Below are 14,294 nucleotides of genomic sequence, written 5' to 3'. Positions count from 1 at the left end.
AGATCAGGCGCTCTCGATAAGGCCGCGCATATAATCCAGCTTGGCAATCACCGGCGGCGACAGGATGAAGGGATAGGAATCCGGCTGTCCCATGCTGCGCTGGATGGCGTTGATCGCCACGCTCAGGGGAATCCAGGCGCTGACGAGCTGATCGGCGCTTTCGGCTCTGTAGGGATTGAAATCCACTTCCGCCGCCATCTCGTGATAGCCCCTCGGATCGACCGCCAGGCCGAATGAGCGCGCGGTTTCCAACGTATCGACGATGTGTAGATAGTGCGCGAAGCATTCCGCAAAATCTTCCCATGGGTGTGCGCTGGCATAGGCACTGATGAAATTTTCCTGCCAATTGGGCGGTGGCCCATTGTCGTAGTGATGCTGAAGCGCCATGCCGTAATCCACCCTCTCGTCGCCGAAGACAGCGCGAAAGGCATCAAACTGGCCACGGTCGCGGACAAGCTTGTTCCAGATGAAATGTCCTGTCTCGTGCCGGAAATGGCCGAGCAGCGTGCGGTACGGCTCGTTCATGGAGGTGCGCGCCTGTTCGCGCGTGACGTCATCGGCCTCGGCGGCACGAATGGCGATCAAGCCCTCTTCATGGCCAGTCTTGGCGGGCACAACACTGCCACCCTGCACTTCGTCCTCAAGGAAATCGAACACCAACCCACCCTCGGGGTCGTCGTGCCGATCCGGATGCGGCAGATTCCAGCGCAGCAATGAATAGAACAGATGTCTTTGCGCCTGGCCGATGCGACGCCACCGGTCTATGCCCTGCTGTGTGTCGGTATTGGGCACAAGGCGATTGTGACGGCAAGCAACGCAATAGGGCTGCGGATCTTCGGCATCGATGAGCCAATTGCAGATATCAAGTTCGGCATTGGCGCAGAAGCGGACATGCCTCTCCGGCTCCGAGACCAGATGCCAGTTGGTGCCGCCATCACCTTCCAGCGCATATATCGCCAGACGATCCGGGACGAAACCAAGCTGATGGCCACAGCGAACACATTGCCTATTGTCGAAATGCACCGGCTGGCCGCAATGGTCGCAAGTGAAAAGCCGCATGGAAGCCCTCTTCGAAATGACGCTTCGCTTGATATCAAAGAGCCCGTCGCGTCTCCGCGACAGGCTCTTCCCGGCAGGCCGCTGACGGCAATGCTATCTCAGATTGCCGGCGGCCTGAAATCGGCTCTCAACGAGCAACCGGACTACATCCGGTCGACTGCGCCCTTGACCTTATCCTTGGCCTTGCCGACGGCGCTTTGAACCTTGCCCTTGGCTTCCTGGGCCGCGCCTTTTGCGCGCAATTCCTTGTCGTCGGTGGCCTTGCCGGCCATCTGCTTGGCCTTGCCGGCCACTTCGTTTACCTTGCCGGATACCTTGTCACTCATGCTGCCCATATCGAGCGCCTCCTTGGTTGCACGGCGGTATTGCCGTTGTTCTGGGAGGGAAACGTCACGAGTGCTATATCGTTCCAATATAATGCAGATTGCTTCAGCCATGACCCGCATGCGGCGACAGCATCGCAGGGTTGATGCCCATCAGCGCCAAGGCGCGTTCGTACTTGTCGTCGAGGCAGCGGTCGAAGATCAGCGCCTCTTCGGCAGGGCAATTCAGCCAACCATTATTGCCGATTTCGGCCTCCAATTGGCCGGCACCCCAGCCGGCATAGCCCAGCAGCATGGTGGCGCGTTTCGGGCCGCTTCCCTTGGAAATCGCCCGCACGATATCGAGCGTCGCCGTCAGGCTGATATCATCGCTGACCGGAATGCTGCTGTCGCTGATATAGTCGTCCGAGTGCAATACGAATCCGCGGCCGCTTTCGACGGGTCCCCCGGTCTGGATCGGAAAATCCCGCGCGGCAGCCGGGAGAACGATGGCATCGTCGTCCTTGACCATTTCAAGATGCAAAAGCACGTCGGTGAAGGTCAGCTTCTGAGCCCGGTTGATGACGAAGCCCATGGCGCCGGCATCGGAATGCGCGCAAATATAAATAACCGTCCGGTTGAAGTTCCGATCCTCCATGCCGGGCATGGCGATCACGAACTGACCGTCGAGAAAACCTCTTTCGCGTCTATTCTTCAGCGTCGATAGGGACATCGTGCCTCCTGACCGCAGTCCATAACTGCACCGCTAAAAAAGCAAGATGGGGCAATGTCATAAATCAATCAACTGAAAATGATCATTTCTTTTTTCCGCCGCGCTGGCCCCGCGCCGCCCGATCCGTTAAATCCTCATCCCATGATCGGATTGACCACCCTTGCCCGCTTGTCGACGCTCCTTGCCGGAACATTTGCCGCCACACTTTGCGCCGGCACCGCCGCCCATGCCGCGATGAGCGACTGGGTGGACAATCAGGGTGGCCGCATGCGGTTAGTGGCACTGGCGCCGGACGCAGAGGGGCATATCCGCGCCGCCCTGCAGATCGAACCGCAGCCCGGCTGGATCACCTATTGGCGCGAACCGGGCCAGAGCGGCATCCCTCCGCAAGTGACCCTCGCGCCCGGAAGCGGCGTCACTCTCGAAAAGGCCAGCTACCCGACACCGAAGCAGATCATGGTCGGAAACATACAAGAGATCGGCTATGATGCACCGGTGACATTGCCGCTCGATTTCCGGACCACAAGCAAAGCGCCGGCCAAACTGGACCTGACCGCCTTCATCGGCCTCTGCAAGGATATCTGCATTCCCTTCCAGGCGGAGTATTCGCTTGAGCTGCCGGCAGGCGAGCAGCCGACGACGCATGAGCTGGCGCTGCTGGATGCGGCCAAGGCTTCGCTGCCGCAGGCACCATCTTCCGATTTCGCCCTCCAGAGCCATAGCCTCTCGGCAGACGCCAAGACGCTTGCGCTGCACCTGACGCTGCCTGAGGCGAGCGGCGACGCGCCGACGATCTACGTCACCGGGCCGGCAGGTTACGCATTCTTTGAGCAGGCAAATGCGAAACGGGAAGGCAACGCCTATTCAGCCGATATCACGATCGGCAAGTTGCCCAAGAATTATGACACCAAGGGCAAGACGTGGGGCATCCTCGTGGTCGACGGTGACCGCGCCATGGAAACCACGCTTGCGCTGAAATAGCCCTGACCTATAGTTTCACCACCAGTCCTCATCCAATCGGCGGCGGTTCAAACGCCCCGATATCGCCCCAAGGAGAGACCCCATGACCATCGCTATCGACGATAAACTGCCCGCCGCCACCTTCAAGGAAAAGACCGCGGACGGTCCGGTCGAGATCAGCACCGAGCAGCTTTTTGCCGGCAAGCGCGTCGTGCTTTTCGCCGTTCCCGGCGCTTTCACGCCGACTTGCTCGCTCAACCATCTGCCCGGCTACCTCGAAAACCGTGACGCCATCCTCGCCAAGGGCGTCGATGACATCGCCGTCATCTCGGTCAACGACTGGCATGTGATGGGTGCCTGGGCACAATCCTCCGGCGGCATGGGCAAGATCCATTTCCTCGCCGACTGGGACGGCTCCTTCGCCAAGGCACTCGGCCTCGATATCGACCTCTCCGCCGGCGGCCTCGGCGTTCGCTCCAAGCGCTATTCCATGCTGGTGGAAGACGGCGTGGTAAAGACGCTGAACATCGAGGAAAGCCCCGGCCAGGCGACGGTTTCGGGCGCTGCGGCGATGATTGAGCAGCTCTGATTTCAAAATTCAACGCAGAATGAAAGGGCGCCTCAATGGCGCCCTTTGTTGTTTAATACGCTTGAGTGCTCAATCAATCGGGCTGATCCTGACGCATGCAAGTCGCTTGCCCAAGCGAATCCGCTGCCTGCTATAGCCAGTCACAGCTATTCTGGTTCTTGCCTCTTTTTTGCCGCATTCTCCCCGCTATTACACGTAACGTTATTACATAAAGAGAGTGCCCGCATGCGATTTGAACGCGACCCCCTCGCGTCCTCCCTGATAGGGCGCTCCGCTCTGACGCGACTTGCCTATGTTGCCGTGGGTATCGCGGTGCTTTGGGCTGCTATCGGCTGGGCGGTAGCCCTGGCATGAGTGATCTGATCCGCCTCACCAATCTCACCGTGACCTATGAACGCCACCCCGCCGTGCATCACGTTTCCGGCGCCTTCCGGACCGGCAGCCTGACGGCAATCGCCGGGCCGAATGGCGCCGGCAAGTCGACGCTCTTGAAGGCGATCATCGGCGAGCTCCGCCCGGTCGAAGGATCGATCGATCGCGGAAGATTGACGCGGAACGATTTCGGCTATCTGCCGCAGGCGGCCGATATCAACCGCCGCTTTCCGATCTCGGTTGCCGATACGGTGATGCTCGGCGCCTGGAAGACCTCCGGCGCCTTCGGTCGCTTCTCGCGCCAGGATGCGGATCGGGCTCGCGATGCGCTTTCGCTCGTCGGGCTTTCGGGCTTCGAAAACAGGCATATCGGCGCACTCTCGGCCGGGCAGTTCCAGCGCGTACTCTTCGCCCGGCTGCTGCTGCAGGACGCCAGCGTCATCCTGCTGGACGAGCCTTTCACCGCCATCGACCAACGTACGACGCGCGACCTGCTCGACCTTGTCCTCAGATGGAACAAGGAAGGACGCACCGTCATCGCCGTGCTGCATGATTTCGATCAGGTGCGCGCCCATTTCCCTGAAACGCTGCTGATCGCCCGTGAATTGGTCGACTGGGGCCGGACACAGGAGGTCATGAGTTCCAGCAATCTCCTCAAGGCGCGGGCCATGGCAGAGCGCTGGGACGAGGCTGCGGAAGCATGCCTGCCTGAACATGCGCCCCACACCGGCGAGATTGCACGGCGGGAGCCGGCCGAATGACGATCTACGATATCTTCCTCGCGCCGTTTGCTGATTACGGCTTCATGCGGCGCGCGCTCATAGCCTGCCTGTGCCTGGGCCTCGGTTCCGGCCCGATCGGCGTCTTCCTGATGCTCCGGCGCATGAGCCTGATGGGCGACGCCATGAGCCATGCCGTTCTGCCGGGTGCCGCCATCGGCTACCTTATCGCCGGCTCGCTGTCGCTGACGGCCATGGGCCTCGGCGGTCTGGTGGCCGGCCTTTCCGTGGCGCTGCTCTCGGGCCTCGTCAGCCGCATGACGGTGCTGCAGGAAGATGCGAGTTTTGCCAGCTTCTATCTCACCTCCTTGGCGCTTGGCGTGCTCATCGTCTCGCTGCGCGGGTCGAATATCGACCTCCTGCATGTACTTTTCGGCACGATCCTGGCGATCGACGCCCCGGCCCTCTACCAGATCGGAGCGATCACCACCGTGACGCTGCTGGCGCTCGCCGTTATCTACCGACCGCTGGTCATGGAATGCTTCGATCCGGGCTTCCTGCGCGCGGTTGGCGGGCGCGGGCCGGTCTATCATTTCCTCTTCCTGCTGCTGGTGGTGCTCAATCTCGTCGCCAGCTTCCAGGCACTCGGCACGCTGATGGCCGTGGGGCTGATGATGCTGCCGGCCGCCATTGCGCAGCTCTGGTCGCGCAGCCTGCCCGCCATGATGGCGATCGCGACCGGCACGGCGGCGGCTTCCGGCTATATCGGCCTCATTGCCTCCTACCATCTCGAATTCGCTTCGGGCCCGACCATCATCATCACCGCAAGCGTGATCTACGGCTTCTCCATTCTCTTCGCGCCTTCGGGCCTTGCCCGGCGGTTCTTCCCCCGTCCCCATCTCCGGGGCTAATCCGAACAAGGAGACTCGCATGAACAAACAGAGACTGCTTATCTCAGCCGCTGCGGTGGCCTTCGTCGCCTTCGGCGTCGCCCGCCCGGCTTCGGCCGAGACGCTTGATGTCGTCGCTTCCTTCACCGTGCTTGCCGATGTCGTCAAGCAGGTCGGCGGCGACCATGTGAAGGTATCGAGCCTTGTCGGCCCGAACGGCGACCCCCATGAATTCGAACCGTCGCCGGCCGATGCCAAGCGGCTCAATGCCGCCAAGGTCACCTTCGTCAGCGGCGAAGGCCTGGAAGGCTGGATGGACCGGCTGATCACGGCGTCGGGCTACAAGGGCACGCCGGTCGTCGTCTCCGAAGGCATCAATACCCGCACGATGGTCGATGACGGCAAGACGGTTACCGATCCGCATGTATGGAACAGCCCGGTCAACGTGAAGATCTGGGTCGCCAATATCGAGAAGGCGCTGTCTGCTGCCGATCCGGCCGACGCGGCCGATTTCAAGGCCAATGCCGAACGCTACACCAAGGTGCTGACCGAGCTTGACGCTTACGCGCACAGCAAGTTCGACAAGATCCCTGACGATCGCCGCAAGGTGCTGACCAGCCACGACGCTTTCGGCTATTTCGGCCGCGAGTATAAGGTGAACTTCCTTGCCCCGCTCGGCTTCTCGACGGAAACCGAAGCCTCTGCCGCCAAGGTCGCCCAGCTGATCGAGCAGATCAAGACCGAGCATGTGAAGACCTATTTCTTCGAAAACTCGAACGATCCGCGCCTCGTCAAGCAGGTCGCCAAGGCGACCGGTGCCCAGCCCGGCGGCGAGCTCTATGTCGAATCTCTTTCCAAGACCAATGGACCGGCTTCGACTTACGAGAAAATGTTCCGTTATAACGTTGACCAGCTTGCCGCTGCGATGGCGAAGGCCAGCTGAACTACCGATTGAGCAAACAACGAACAAAATGGGGCGCAGGTGGATTTCACCTGCGCCCCGTTCTGCTTAAAGACTGAGTTAAAGATTGAGATCGAAGACCAGCAGCCCGGCAAGGCCGCCATCGGTCGAAGAGACGATCCGCTCGCCGACCGCCACATGCTGCGGATGCACCAGATAGGCATCCCGCGCTTCCGGGCTTTCAAACGTCACCGCAAACCCATCAACAAAGCCGCCATGCAGCCCTTCCGGCGAGACATTCGGCCCATATTTCACATCGACAATGCCCGGAATGACCTGCTGCAAAGCGGCCACGGCTTCAAAAAGCGCCTTCTTCTCATCCTGTGTCATGGCGGATTTCAGCCGCAGGAAAACGCAGTGCAGGATCATGGATAAAGCCTCCCTTGATGTTGGGGGCAGCATAGAGGGAAAGGGGGATGGGGCAAGATGCTACACAGCAATCCCGGTATTTCTATCAGCCGTTGGAAAGGACAGCCGCAGTCTCGCCTTGAGCCTTGCGAGGAGCAGCTAGAAGATGCGGGGAAACCGGTCTGCCGGCTCCCGCGCAAATCATCGCGATACGTTCAGACGCTTCTTTCGCGCCAGGCGTTTTGCCCTGTCAGGCGGCTCATTTCGGCACGATATTCATCCTCGGAAGTGCTCCAGCGGAGACGGGCATATTCTTCCACATCAGGCCCGACGACATAGCGGAGACGACTGGAGGCATCCGTTGCCGCCTGGAAAATCGTTTCCACCACCGCCTGCTCCTCCGTTGAATCGAAGGGATAATCGATCATCGACTGAAGCGCGTGATCGAAATAGGCCTTGTAGTTCTCCGGAACGGGTATCTGCTGCGACAGGGCCATTCCGCTCGCGGCAAAATTGGTGCTGCGGATTGCGCCGGGCTCGACCATCTTGATCCGGATATTTTGCGATTCCAGCTCATAGGAGAGCGATTCCGACAGACCTTCAACGGCATGCTTGGAGGCGACATAAAGGGAGAGCAGTGGCACTGCCATGAAGCCGACGCCCGAGGTGACATTGACGATGGTGCCACCAGCCTGCTTGCGGAGATGAGGTATAGCCTCTCGAATGACATTCATCACCCCGAAGACGTTGGTTTCGAAAATCTGGCGCGCGGCCTCTTGCGGTGTCGCCTCGAAGATCGAGACCATCGTGATGCCAGCATTGTTGATGACCACGTCGATCTTGCCGAAACGCGCAATGCCGGCCTCAATGGCCGCGCTGACGCTAGCCGGATCGGATACGTCGAGTGCCACAACGAGGATTCGCTCGGGATTCTCATCCGCAAGCTCCGGCTGCGGATTTCGCATCGTCGCGACAACGTTCCAGCCCTGAGCCGCAAAGAACCTCGCGGCGGATTTGCCCACTCCTGACGAGCAGCCGGTGATAAGGACGGTCTTGGTCATGTGTTGTTCTCCATTTCGTGTTGGAGAATTGCTAAGCGAGCAAAAGATGATAATCTATAATGATTAATCTCGATTTCATTACGGATCGTCTCAATGGACGCTTTAACCGACATCATTCAGTTGCTTCGCCCACAGACCGTGCTGCTCGGCAGAATGGCTGCGTCTGGCCTCTGGGGCGTGCAGGTGCCACCTCAACCGGGCCCGGTCTTCTATTTTGCGATGGAGGGCAATTGCTGGTTTCAAGTGGCCGGAGGTGACCTCTTGGAACTGCGGGTGGGAGATTATGTCCTGTCTTCCAGGCCGATGGCGGACGTGTTTCTCAGCGAGCCAACGGCAAAAACGGTACTGTCGGATGAGGCCTTCAAGGCCATTCACTCCGTCGACGGCGAAGTGCGGCTCGGCAATCCGCTGGACGAACCGGCAACTCGGATCGTCGGTGGATTGATCGTCTGCGATCCGGCAAATGCGCACCTGCTTGTCGAATTGTTACCCCGTTGCATCCATCTGCGTGCCGAAGATGAGGCGGCAGCCAGACTGCACACGCTCGTCTCCATCGTCCGTGAAGAGGCCGATGAAACGCGCCCGGGTCGCAACGCAGTTCTCTCCCGCCTGATCGAGGTTATGCTCATCGAAACCTTGCGCCGTGAAGTCGCGTCCTCCCTGCCACATCGCGGCGTACTGGGCGGACTGGCCGATACGAGGCTCGCCAAGGCGCTCGCCAACATCCATGCCGATGTCGCCAGGGGATGGACCGTCGAAGAGCTGGCGCGACAGGCCGGCATGTCGCGGGCCGCATTTGCGCGGCGGTTTTCCGAGGCCGTGGGTGCGGCGCCAGTGGAGTATCTGCTGAATTGGCGGATGGCGCTCGCGAAGGACGCATTGCGCCGCGGAAGCGGCACGTTGGAGGAGATTGCGTTCCAGATCGGCTACAAGTCGACAAGTGCGTTCAGTACCGCTTTCAGTCACAGGGTCGGCTGCCCGCCGAGCGAATACGCGGCAATCGCCCAGACTTAAGCCAGAACGGGCCGGAGTCGGCGGGCTGAACATATATATGAAGTTTACCTTTGCAGTTTATCTTCCTATATGCTAAGCCCTCCATATGAACACTCAATCTGACCAACCACTCCACTCCACCGCCGCCGCCATCGCGCAGGACCTCCGCGGCGTCGTCAGCAAACTCAAGCGCCGCCTGCGCGATCAGGCTGACGTGGGAGACCTGACGACGACGCAGATATCGGTGCTTGTGCGTCTTGAGAAAGACGGACCGATGACGACGTCCAGCCTGGCGAGAGCCGAGGGCATGCGGCCGCAGTCCATGGGAGCCGTCATCGCGGCCTTGGAAGGGGCAGACCTTGTAAAGGGGTTTGCGGATCCGAATGACGGTCGCCAAACGATCCTCTCAATCACCGATGCCTGCCGCAAGCGCATCGAAGAGGGCCGCGCGGCGCGGCAAGACTGGCTTTCCCGCACGATCGAGGCGCGACTCTCGAGTGAGGAACAGGACCGACTGCTCTCCGCAATCAAACTGCTGCAACGGCTCGCCGACGACTGACGTTCTATCGTCCACTCTCTGAGCCTATCACTCCCAACAAACAACGAAGGCAATCTTCATGGCCCTCACCACCCTTGATCCAAAGACGGCGCTTATCGTCGTCGATCTTCAGAAGGGCATCATTGGATCGCCTTTCGCCCATCCCATCGGACCGGTTGTCGCGAATGCGGTCGCGCTGATCGAAACCTTTCGCGCGCGGCATCTTCCTGTCGTGCTGGTCAATGTCGCGGGCGGAGCGCCCGGCCGCACCGAGCAGCCTCCGCGCCATGTCGGCGCTTTCCCCGCCGACTTCACCGACTTCATTCCCGAGCTTGGCCAGCAGCCCGAGGATATGGTCGTGACGAAGCGATCATGGGGTGCATTCGCGACCACCGACCTGGAGAAGCGCTTGAGAGCGCTCGATGTCACGCAGGTCGTCATCATCGGTGTTGCCACCGGGACCGGCGTCGAGGCGACGGCCCGCCAGGCCTATGAGCAGGGTTTCAACGTGACCCTCGCCATCGACGCGATGACGGATGGCCGGGCGGAGGCACATGACTACAGCATCAAAAACATCTTCCCGCGCCTTGGCGAGACCGCCCCAGCCCGAGATATCATCAACCTGCTCGCATCGAGGACCGCCTGATATGCAATGGCACCATCTTCTATCCTATTTCTTCGGCGGCCTTTTTCTCATGAACACCGTGCCGCATCTGGTCAGCGGCGTCATGGGCCGTCCGTTCCAGACGCCTTTCGCGACGCCGCGTGGAGAGGGCCTGTCCTCCTCCACCGTCAACGTGCTTTGGGGCTTCGCCAATCTCGTCATCGCCTATCTTCTGGTCTGCGAGGTCGGTGATTTCTCGTTGAACGACGCATCCGATATTTTGTCACTCGGTCTGGGCGCGTTGTTGATCGCGCTGTTTGGCGCGCGGCATTTCGGCCGCTTTCACGGCGGCAACGACCCCGAACGCTCGTGACCGGCACGCTTGCCAATCCGTTCCGCTCCCTGCGGCATCGCAACTACCGCATCTGGGCGGCGGGAGCGCTGGTGTCCAACATCGGCACCTGGGTGCAGCGAACGGCACAGGACTGGCTGGTATTCACCGAGCTGACCCATCACGATGCCTCCACCGTCGGCATCGTGATGGGACTGCAATTCGCCCCACAGCTTTTGCTCTTGCCCTGGACGGGGTCTGCCGCCGATCAGTTCAACCAGCGCAAGCTCCTGATGGTGACACAGGCGACGATGGGGCTGCTGTCGCTGGCTCTCGCGTGCCTGACGCTGCTTGGCATTGTGCAGCTCTGGCATGTCTATATCCTGACTTTTCTGTTCGGCTGTGCGGCTGCGTTTGATGCCCCTGTGCGCCAGACCTTTGTCGCCGAACTCGTCGGCGACGAGGACCTGCCGAATGCGGTTGCGCTGAACTCGACATCCTTCAACGCTGCGCGGATGGTCGGGCCTGCCGCGTCCGGAATGGTGATTGCGGGACTGGGGACTGGTTGGGCCTTTCTGATCGACGGAATGTCCTTCGCGGCGGTGCTGCTCTCGCTTGGCTTTCTGCGCCTCGGCGAACTTCGCACGAGCGCGAGGGCCAAACGCGCGAAGGGAAGTTTTATCGAAGGGTTGCGCTACGTCCGTAAGCGACCCGACCTTCTCGCCATATTGATCATGCTGTTCCTGATCGGAACTTTCGGCCTGAATTTTCCGATCTTCATTTCGACCATGGCAGTCGACGTCTTTCACGTCGATGCCGGCGGCTACGGGCTTCTATCCTCGATCATGGCCATCGGCACAATGGCAGGTGCCCTGTTGAGCGGAAGCCGCGATGAGGCCCGCTTTGGGGGCCTTCCCTTAGCCGCAAGCGTCTTCGGCGGTGGCTGCCTGCTGGCAGCCCTTGTCCCGGGCTATTGGCCGTTCGCCGCCGCGCTCGTCGTGATCGGCGCTGCCGGCCTGATCTTCACCAATCTGACAAACAGCCTCATGCAGCTTTCGACCGAGCCCGCCATGCGTGGGCGGATCATGGCGCTGCGGGTCGCGATTGCGCTCGGGGGCACGCCCATTGGGGCGCCGATTGTCGGCTGGGTGGCTGATCACTGCGGACCCTCCTGGGCGCTCGGTGTCGGCGCGGCCTCGGGCTTCGCGGCCACTGTGGTCGGCCTTTATGCGATGTATCGAAAGGGATGAGGCAAGCGGGCGCAACAGGATATGGCCAGGCGTTGACGAGGAACGCGCTCCCATACGCTCGCGAGCCTGCCGCACGGTCCGGCCTGCATCACGATCAACTCGGCCATGCCTTGAGCGCTCTTTCAACCGTGCCATAGAGCTGTTCTCTTTTCGCGCCGGATTGGGCGTCGAGGGCCATTCCCCAGCCGACAGTCATTAAGAAACGCGCGAGTTCTTCGGGGACAGCATCGGGCGGCAGGTCTCCTCCTGCTTTCGCCTCCTGAAGCCGATTGCACAGCCGCATTCGCCGCGCCTCGCGAAGCTTTGAAAGTTCGCCACGGATCGGGCCTGGGTCATCGGCGCAAGCCAGTGCACAATTGACCGCGAGGCAGCCGGGCGGATGGGCGGCATCCGTGTAGAGATCGGCCATGCGATACAGCATCAGCTCGGCAACCCCGCGCGCGGTCGGCTCGTTCAGCGCTTCCTCGGCATAGCTCAACCGCGTCTCGAGATAATGTTCGAGCACCCGGAGAAACAGGCCGTCCTTGCTGTGGAACGCGAAGTAGAAGCTCGGCGGGGTTATGCCCATGGCCTTGGTCAAATCGGCGACCGAGGTCCTCTCATAGCCATTTCGCCAGAAGAGCGTCGTCGCCACGTCGATCGCCTTTTCAGTATCCAGCACCCTTGGTCGCGCCATCTGCTCGCTGCCTGTCTTCGTTACCGCCTTCTATAGCGAGCACTATATAATCCTTCTTGACAGGTCAGGCAAATCGTCAAATATAGCGATCGTTATATTTAGATGCCGCCACCGAAAAGCGGCTCTCCTGAAGGAAATTCTCATGCAATTCAAAAAGTTCAGCCGTACCGGCCTCATGGTATCCGGCCTCTGCCTCGGGACCGGAACCTTCGGCAAGCAGACCGACGAAGCCGAATCGCTTCAGGTGTTTGACAAGGCTGCCGATGCCGGCGTGAATTTCATCGACACCGCCGACATCTATCCCGGAGGCGGCACCATGTCCGAAGTCGGCAGCTCAGAGGAGATCACGGGCCGATGGCTGAAAGGCAAGCGCGACCGGTTCATCGTCGGGACCAAGGGCGGCGGCCCGATGGGAACATCCCCATGGGATCGCGGCTCGTCGCGCAAGCACCTGCTCGATGCGATCGACGCATCCCTTCGCCGCCTGAATACGGATTATGTGGACCTCTATCAGGTGCATATGGACGATGCGGAGACGCCGCTCGACGAAACCGTGGAAGCGCTTGATGCGATCGTCCGCTCGGGCAAGGCGCGCTACATCGGCGTCTCGAATTTCCTGGCCTATCGACTGGCGCGCGCCATCGGTCGCCAGGACACGTTGAGGCTGGCGCGCTTCGTCTCCGCGCAGCCGCGCTACAATCTGCTGTTTCGCGAGATAGAGCGCGAATTGCTGCCTCTCGCCCAGGAGGAAAACCTGGCCGTCATCCCGTTCAATCCGCTCGCCGGCGGGCTTCTGAGCGGACGATACCAACAGGATGAGAAGCCTGAAACGGGGCGGTTTTCAGCAGAAGTCGGTCAGTTCGGTGCCATGTATATGGCGCGCTATTGGCACCAGCGCGAATTCGAAACAATCGAAAAGTTGCGGGCGATAGCCCAGGAAGCCGGAGAACCGCTGGCAAAACTCGCCGTCGCCTGGGTTATGGCAAATCCGGCGATCACCTCGGTGATTCTGGGTGCCAGCCGGACCGGGCAACTAACCGACACGCTCGCGGCCTCCGATTACACCCTTGCGCCCGAACTGAAGGCAAGTCTCGATGATCTCACCCTCGAGTACCGCCGGGGCGATGCAACGCGATAAGCATGCCGAAAAGGCCCTCCGGTCAATCCCGGAGGACCTGCCATCGCCTAGTCGTGCTTGCGCGGCTGCCAGCCGAGTATGGATTTTGCCTTGGCGTTCGAAACCGGGCCACCATCATCGACCACATTGAAGACGCCGATCACCGAGCTTTGCACCGCCAGCAGGGCGGCGCGGGCAGCATCATCCACATGCAGACATATGGGTCCGTTCGGTGCATCGCAGCCGGTGCCCGGCCCATAGAGTAGGCCATATCGCAAGACCGTGCCGGCAATGCCAGCAGTCGTGAGCGTGAGCCGTTCGAGGGTGCGGATCGCTGTTGCACTTTCCTGCAGCGGGGTCTCCTCGGTGATCTCCCCTCTACCCACCTGATAAGACCAGGCGATGCTTTGCGAAAGCATCCGCTGCGCCCCGGCCGCGACAGCGGCATCGACGAGGTTCTTTGTTCCCACTTCGCGGATATGGGCATTGCGGGCACGCCCCTCTTCCATCTGCGCGGGATCAAGCCCAAAGGGCAGATCGGTCAGCTGGTGAATGACGATGCCAGGCTTTATCTGCCGCAACGCCGCCTTCAGGGCCTCGCCATCGAAGACATCGACGACGACAGGCGTGGCGCCTGCCTGGCGCAGGCTTTCCCCACGTTCCGGCTTGCGGGTGGAACCGTAGACGGTGAAGCCTGCCTCGACCAGCAGGGGCGCGAGCTTGCGCCCGATCGCACCGGTTGCGCCAGCAAGGAAAATGGTCTCGCTCATTGGAAACTCCTGAGATGTTTG

19 protein-coding genes are annotated in these 14,294 nt (G+C 60.7%); 12 read left to right on the top strand and 7 right to left on the bottom strand.

All coding sequences use genetic code 11. The features are described 5' to 3' along the window. Positions 1–3 precede the first annotated feature (3 nt). The 3 genes from ACQZ6F_RS13455 to ACQZ6F_RS13445 all read right to left on the bottom strand — a co-directional run bounded on the left by ACQZ6F_RS13455 (position 4) and on the right by ACQZ6F_RS13445 (position 2,094). Complete coding sequence (locus ACQZ6F_RS13455) at positions 4–1,059, bottom strand: zinc-binding metallopeptidase family protein (RefSeq protein WP_449095800.1); 1,056 nt, start codon at positions 1,057–1,059, stop codon at positions 4–6. A gap of 143 nt (positions 1,060–1,202) precedes the next feature. Then, complete coding sequence (locus ACQZ6F_RS13450; protein ID WP_068384996.1) at positions 1,203–1,394, bottom strand: CsbD family protein; 192 nt, start codon at positions 1,392–1,394, stop codon at positions 1,203–1,205. A gap of 94 nt (positions 1,395–1,488) precedes the next feature. Further along, complete coding sequence (locus tag ACQZ6F_RS13445; protein ID WP_077471262.1) at positions 1,489–2,094, bottom strand: YqgE/AlgH family protein; 606 nt, start codon at positions 2,092–2,094, stop codon at positions 1,489–1,491. Positions 2,095–2,235: 141 nt separating this feature from the next. Between ACQZ6F_RS13445 and ACQZ6F_RS13440 the strand changes: the two genes are divergently transcribed. From ACQZ6F_RS13440 to ACQZ6F_RS13415, 6 genes are all read left to right on the top strand, one after another. Next, entirely contained in the window at positions 2,236–3,075 is an 840-nt protein-coding gene (locus tag ACQZ6F_RS13440; protein ID WP_449095801.1) for a protein-disulfide reductase DsbD domain-containing protein, read from the top strand. 82 nt (positions 3,076–3,157) lie between these two features. After that, positions 3,158–3,643 (top strand): redoxin family protein, encoded by a 486-nt coding sequence (locus tag ACQZ6F_RS13435; RefSeq protein WP_449095802.1) that lies wholly within the window; start codon positions 3,158–3,160, stop codon positions 3,641–3,643. Between the two features lie 225 nt (positions 3,644–3,868). Further along, positions 3,869–3,997: a hypothetical protein gene (locus ACQZ6F_RS13430; RefSeq protein ID WP_281406655.1), complete on the top strand. Its 129-nt coding sequence runs from the start codon at positions 3,869–3,871 to the stop codon at positions 3,995–3,997. Continuing rightward, positions 3,994–4,776, top strand: a complete 783-nt coding sequence (locus tag ACQZ6F_RS13425) for a metal ABC transporter ATP-binding protein (protein WP_449095803.1) — start codon at positions 3,994–3,996, stop codon at positions 4,774–4,776. The genes ACQZ6F_RS13430 and ACQZ6F_RS13425 overlap by 4 nt, the downstream gene beginning before the upstream one ends. Further along, complete coding sequence (locus ACQZ6F_RS13420; RefSeq protein ID WP_449095804.1) at positions 4,773–5,645, top strand: metal ABC transporter permease; 873 nt, start codon at positions 4,773–4,775, stop codon at positions 5,643–5,645. The genes ACQZ6F_RS13425 and ACQZ6F_RS13420 overlap by 4 nt, the downstream gene beginning before the upstream one ends. Positions 5,646–5,664: 19 nt before the next feature. Further along, positions 5,665–6,567 carry a metal ABC transporter solute-binding protein, Zn/Mn family gene (locus ACQZ6F_RS13415; RefSeq protein WP_449095805.1) on the top strand — a complete coding sequence of 301 codons (903 nt, stop codon included), beginning with the start codon at positions 5,665–5,667 and terminating at the stop codon, positions 6,565–6,567. A gap of 78 nt (positions 6,568–6,645) precedes the next feature. Here the strand turns inward: ACQZ6F_RS13415 and ACQZ6F_RS13410 are convergent, their stop codons facing one another. Together ACQZ6F_RS13410 and ACQZ6F_RS13405 are read right to left on the bottom strand one after the other, a co-directional pair. Beyond that, positions 6,646–6,954 carry a Dabb family protein gene (locus ACQZ6F_RS13410; RefSeq protein WP_068384970.1) on the bottom strand — a complete coding sequence of 103 codons (309 nt, stop codon included), beginning with the start codon at positions 6,952–6,954 and terminating at the stop codon, positions 6,646–6,648. Positions 6,955–7,148: 194 nt separating this feature from the next. Then, positions 7,149–7,994 carry an SDR family oxidoreductase gene (locus ACQZ6F_RS13405; protein WP_449095806.1) on the bottom strand — a complete coding sequence of 282 codons (846 nt, stop codon included), beginning with the start codon at positions 7,992–7,994 and terminating at the stop codon, positions 7,149–7,151. Between the two features lie 93 nt (positions 7,995–8,087). Here ACQZ6F_RS13405 and ACQZ6F_RS13400 point away from each other — a divergent pair, with 93 nt between their 5' ends. The 5 genes from ACQZ6F_RS13400 to ACQZ6F_RS13380 all read left to right on the top strand — a co-directional run bounded on the left by ACQZ6F_RS13400 (position 8,088) and on the right by ACQZ6F_RS13380 (position 11,710). Next, the gene (locus tag ACQZ6F_RS13400) at positions 8,088–9,008 is read left to right on the top strand and encodes an AraC family transcriptional regulator (protein WP_449095807.1); all 921 of its coding nucleotides are present in this window, start codon (positions 8,088–8,090) and stop codon (positions 9,006–9,008) included. Between the two features lie 85 nt (positions 9,009–9,093). Further along, complete coding sequence (locus tag ACQZ6F_RS13395; RefSeq protein WP_077471268.1) at positions 9,094–9,546, top strand: MarR family winged helix-turn-helix transcriptional regulator; 453 nt, start codon at positions 9,094–9,096, stop codon at positions 9,544–9,546. A gap of 58 nt (positions 9,547–9,604) precedes the next feature. Then, positions 9,605–10,171: an isochorismatase family protein gene (locus tag ACQZ6F_RS13390; protein ID WP_449095808.1), complete on the top strand. Its 567-nt coding sequence runs from the start codon at positions 9,605–9,607 to the stop codon at positions 10,169–10,171. A 1-nt stretch (position 10,172) separates the two neighbouring features. Next, positions 10,173–10,502, top strand: a complete 330-nt coding sequence (locus ACQZ6F_RS13385; RefSeq protein ID WP_449095809.1) for a hypothetical protein — start codon at positions 10,173–10,175, stop codon at positions 10,500–10,502. Then, positions 10,499–11,710, top strand: a complete 1,212-nt coding sequence (locus ACQZ6F_RS13380; RefSeq protein WP_449095810.1) for an MFS transporter — start codon at positions 10,499–10,501, stop codon at positions 11,708–11,710. The genes ACQZ6F_RS13385 and ACQZ6F_RS13380 overlap by 4 nt, the downstream gene beginning before the upstream one ends. Positions 11,711–11,804: 94 nt before the next feature. Here the strand turns inward: ACQZ6F_RS13380 and ACQZ6F_RS13375 are convergent, their stop codons facing one another. After that, positions 11,805–12,386, bottom strand: a complete 582-nt coding sequence (locus ACQZ6F_RS13375; protein WP_449095811.1) for a TetR/AcrR family transcriptional regulator — start codon at positions 12,384–12,386, stop codon at positions 11,805–11,807. A 142-nt stretch (positions 12,387–12,528) separates the two neighbouring features. Between ACQZ6F_RS13375 and ACQZ6F_RS13370 the strand changes: the two genes are divergently transcribed. Beyond that, positions 12,529–13,524 (top strand): aldo/keto reductase, encoded by a 996-nt coding sequence (locus tag ACQZ6F_RS13370; RefSeq protein WP_449095812.1) that lies wholly within the window; start codon positions 12,529–12,531, stop codon positions 13,522–13,524. Positions 13,525–13,571: 47 nt separating this feature from the next. Here ACQZ6F_RS13370 and ACQZ6F_RS13365 read toward each other — a convergent pair whose 3' ends face one another. Then, complete coding sequence (locus tag ACQZ6F_RS13365) at positions 13,572–14,273, bottom strand: NAD-dependent epimerase/dehydratase family protein (RefSeq protein WP_449095813.1); 702 nt, start codon at positions 14,271–14,273, stop codon at positions 13,572–13,574. Positions 14,274–14,294 lie beyond the last annotated feature (21 nt).

The sequence above is a fragment of the Rhizobium sp. A22-96 genome, from assembly GCF_053521805.1.
The sequence above is the reverse complement of the archived record's forward strand: the minus strand, read 5'-3'. Positions and strand labels throughout refer to the sequence as shown.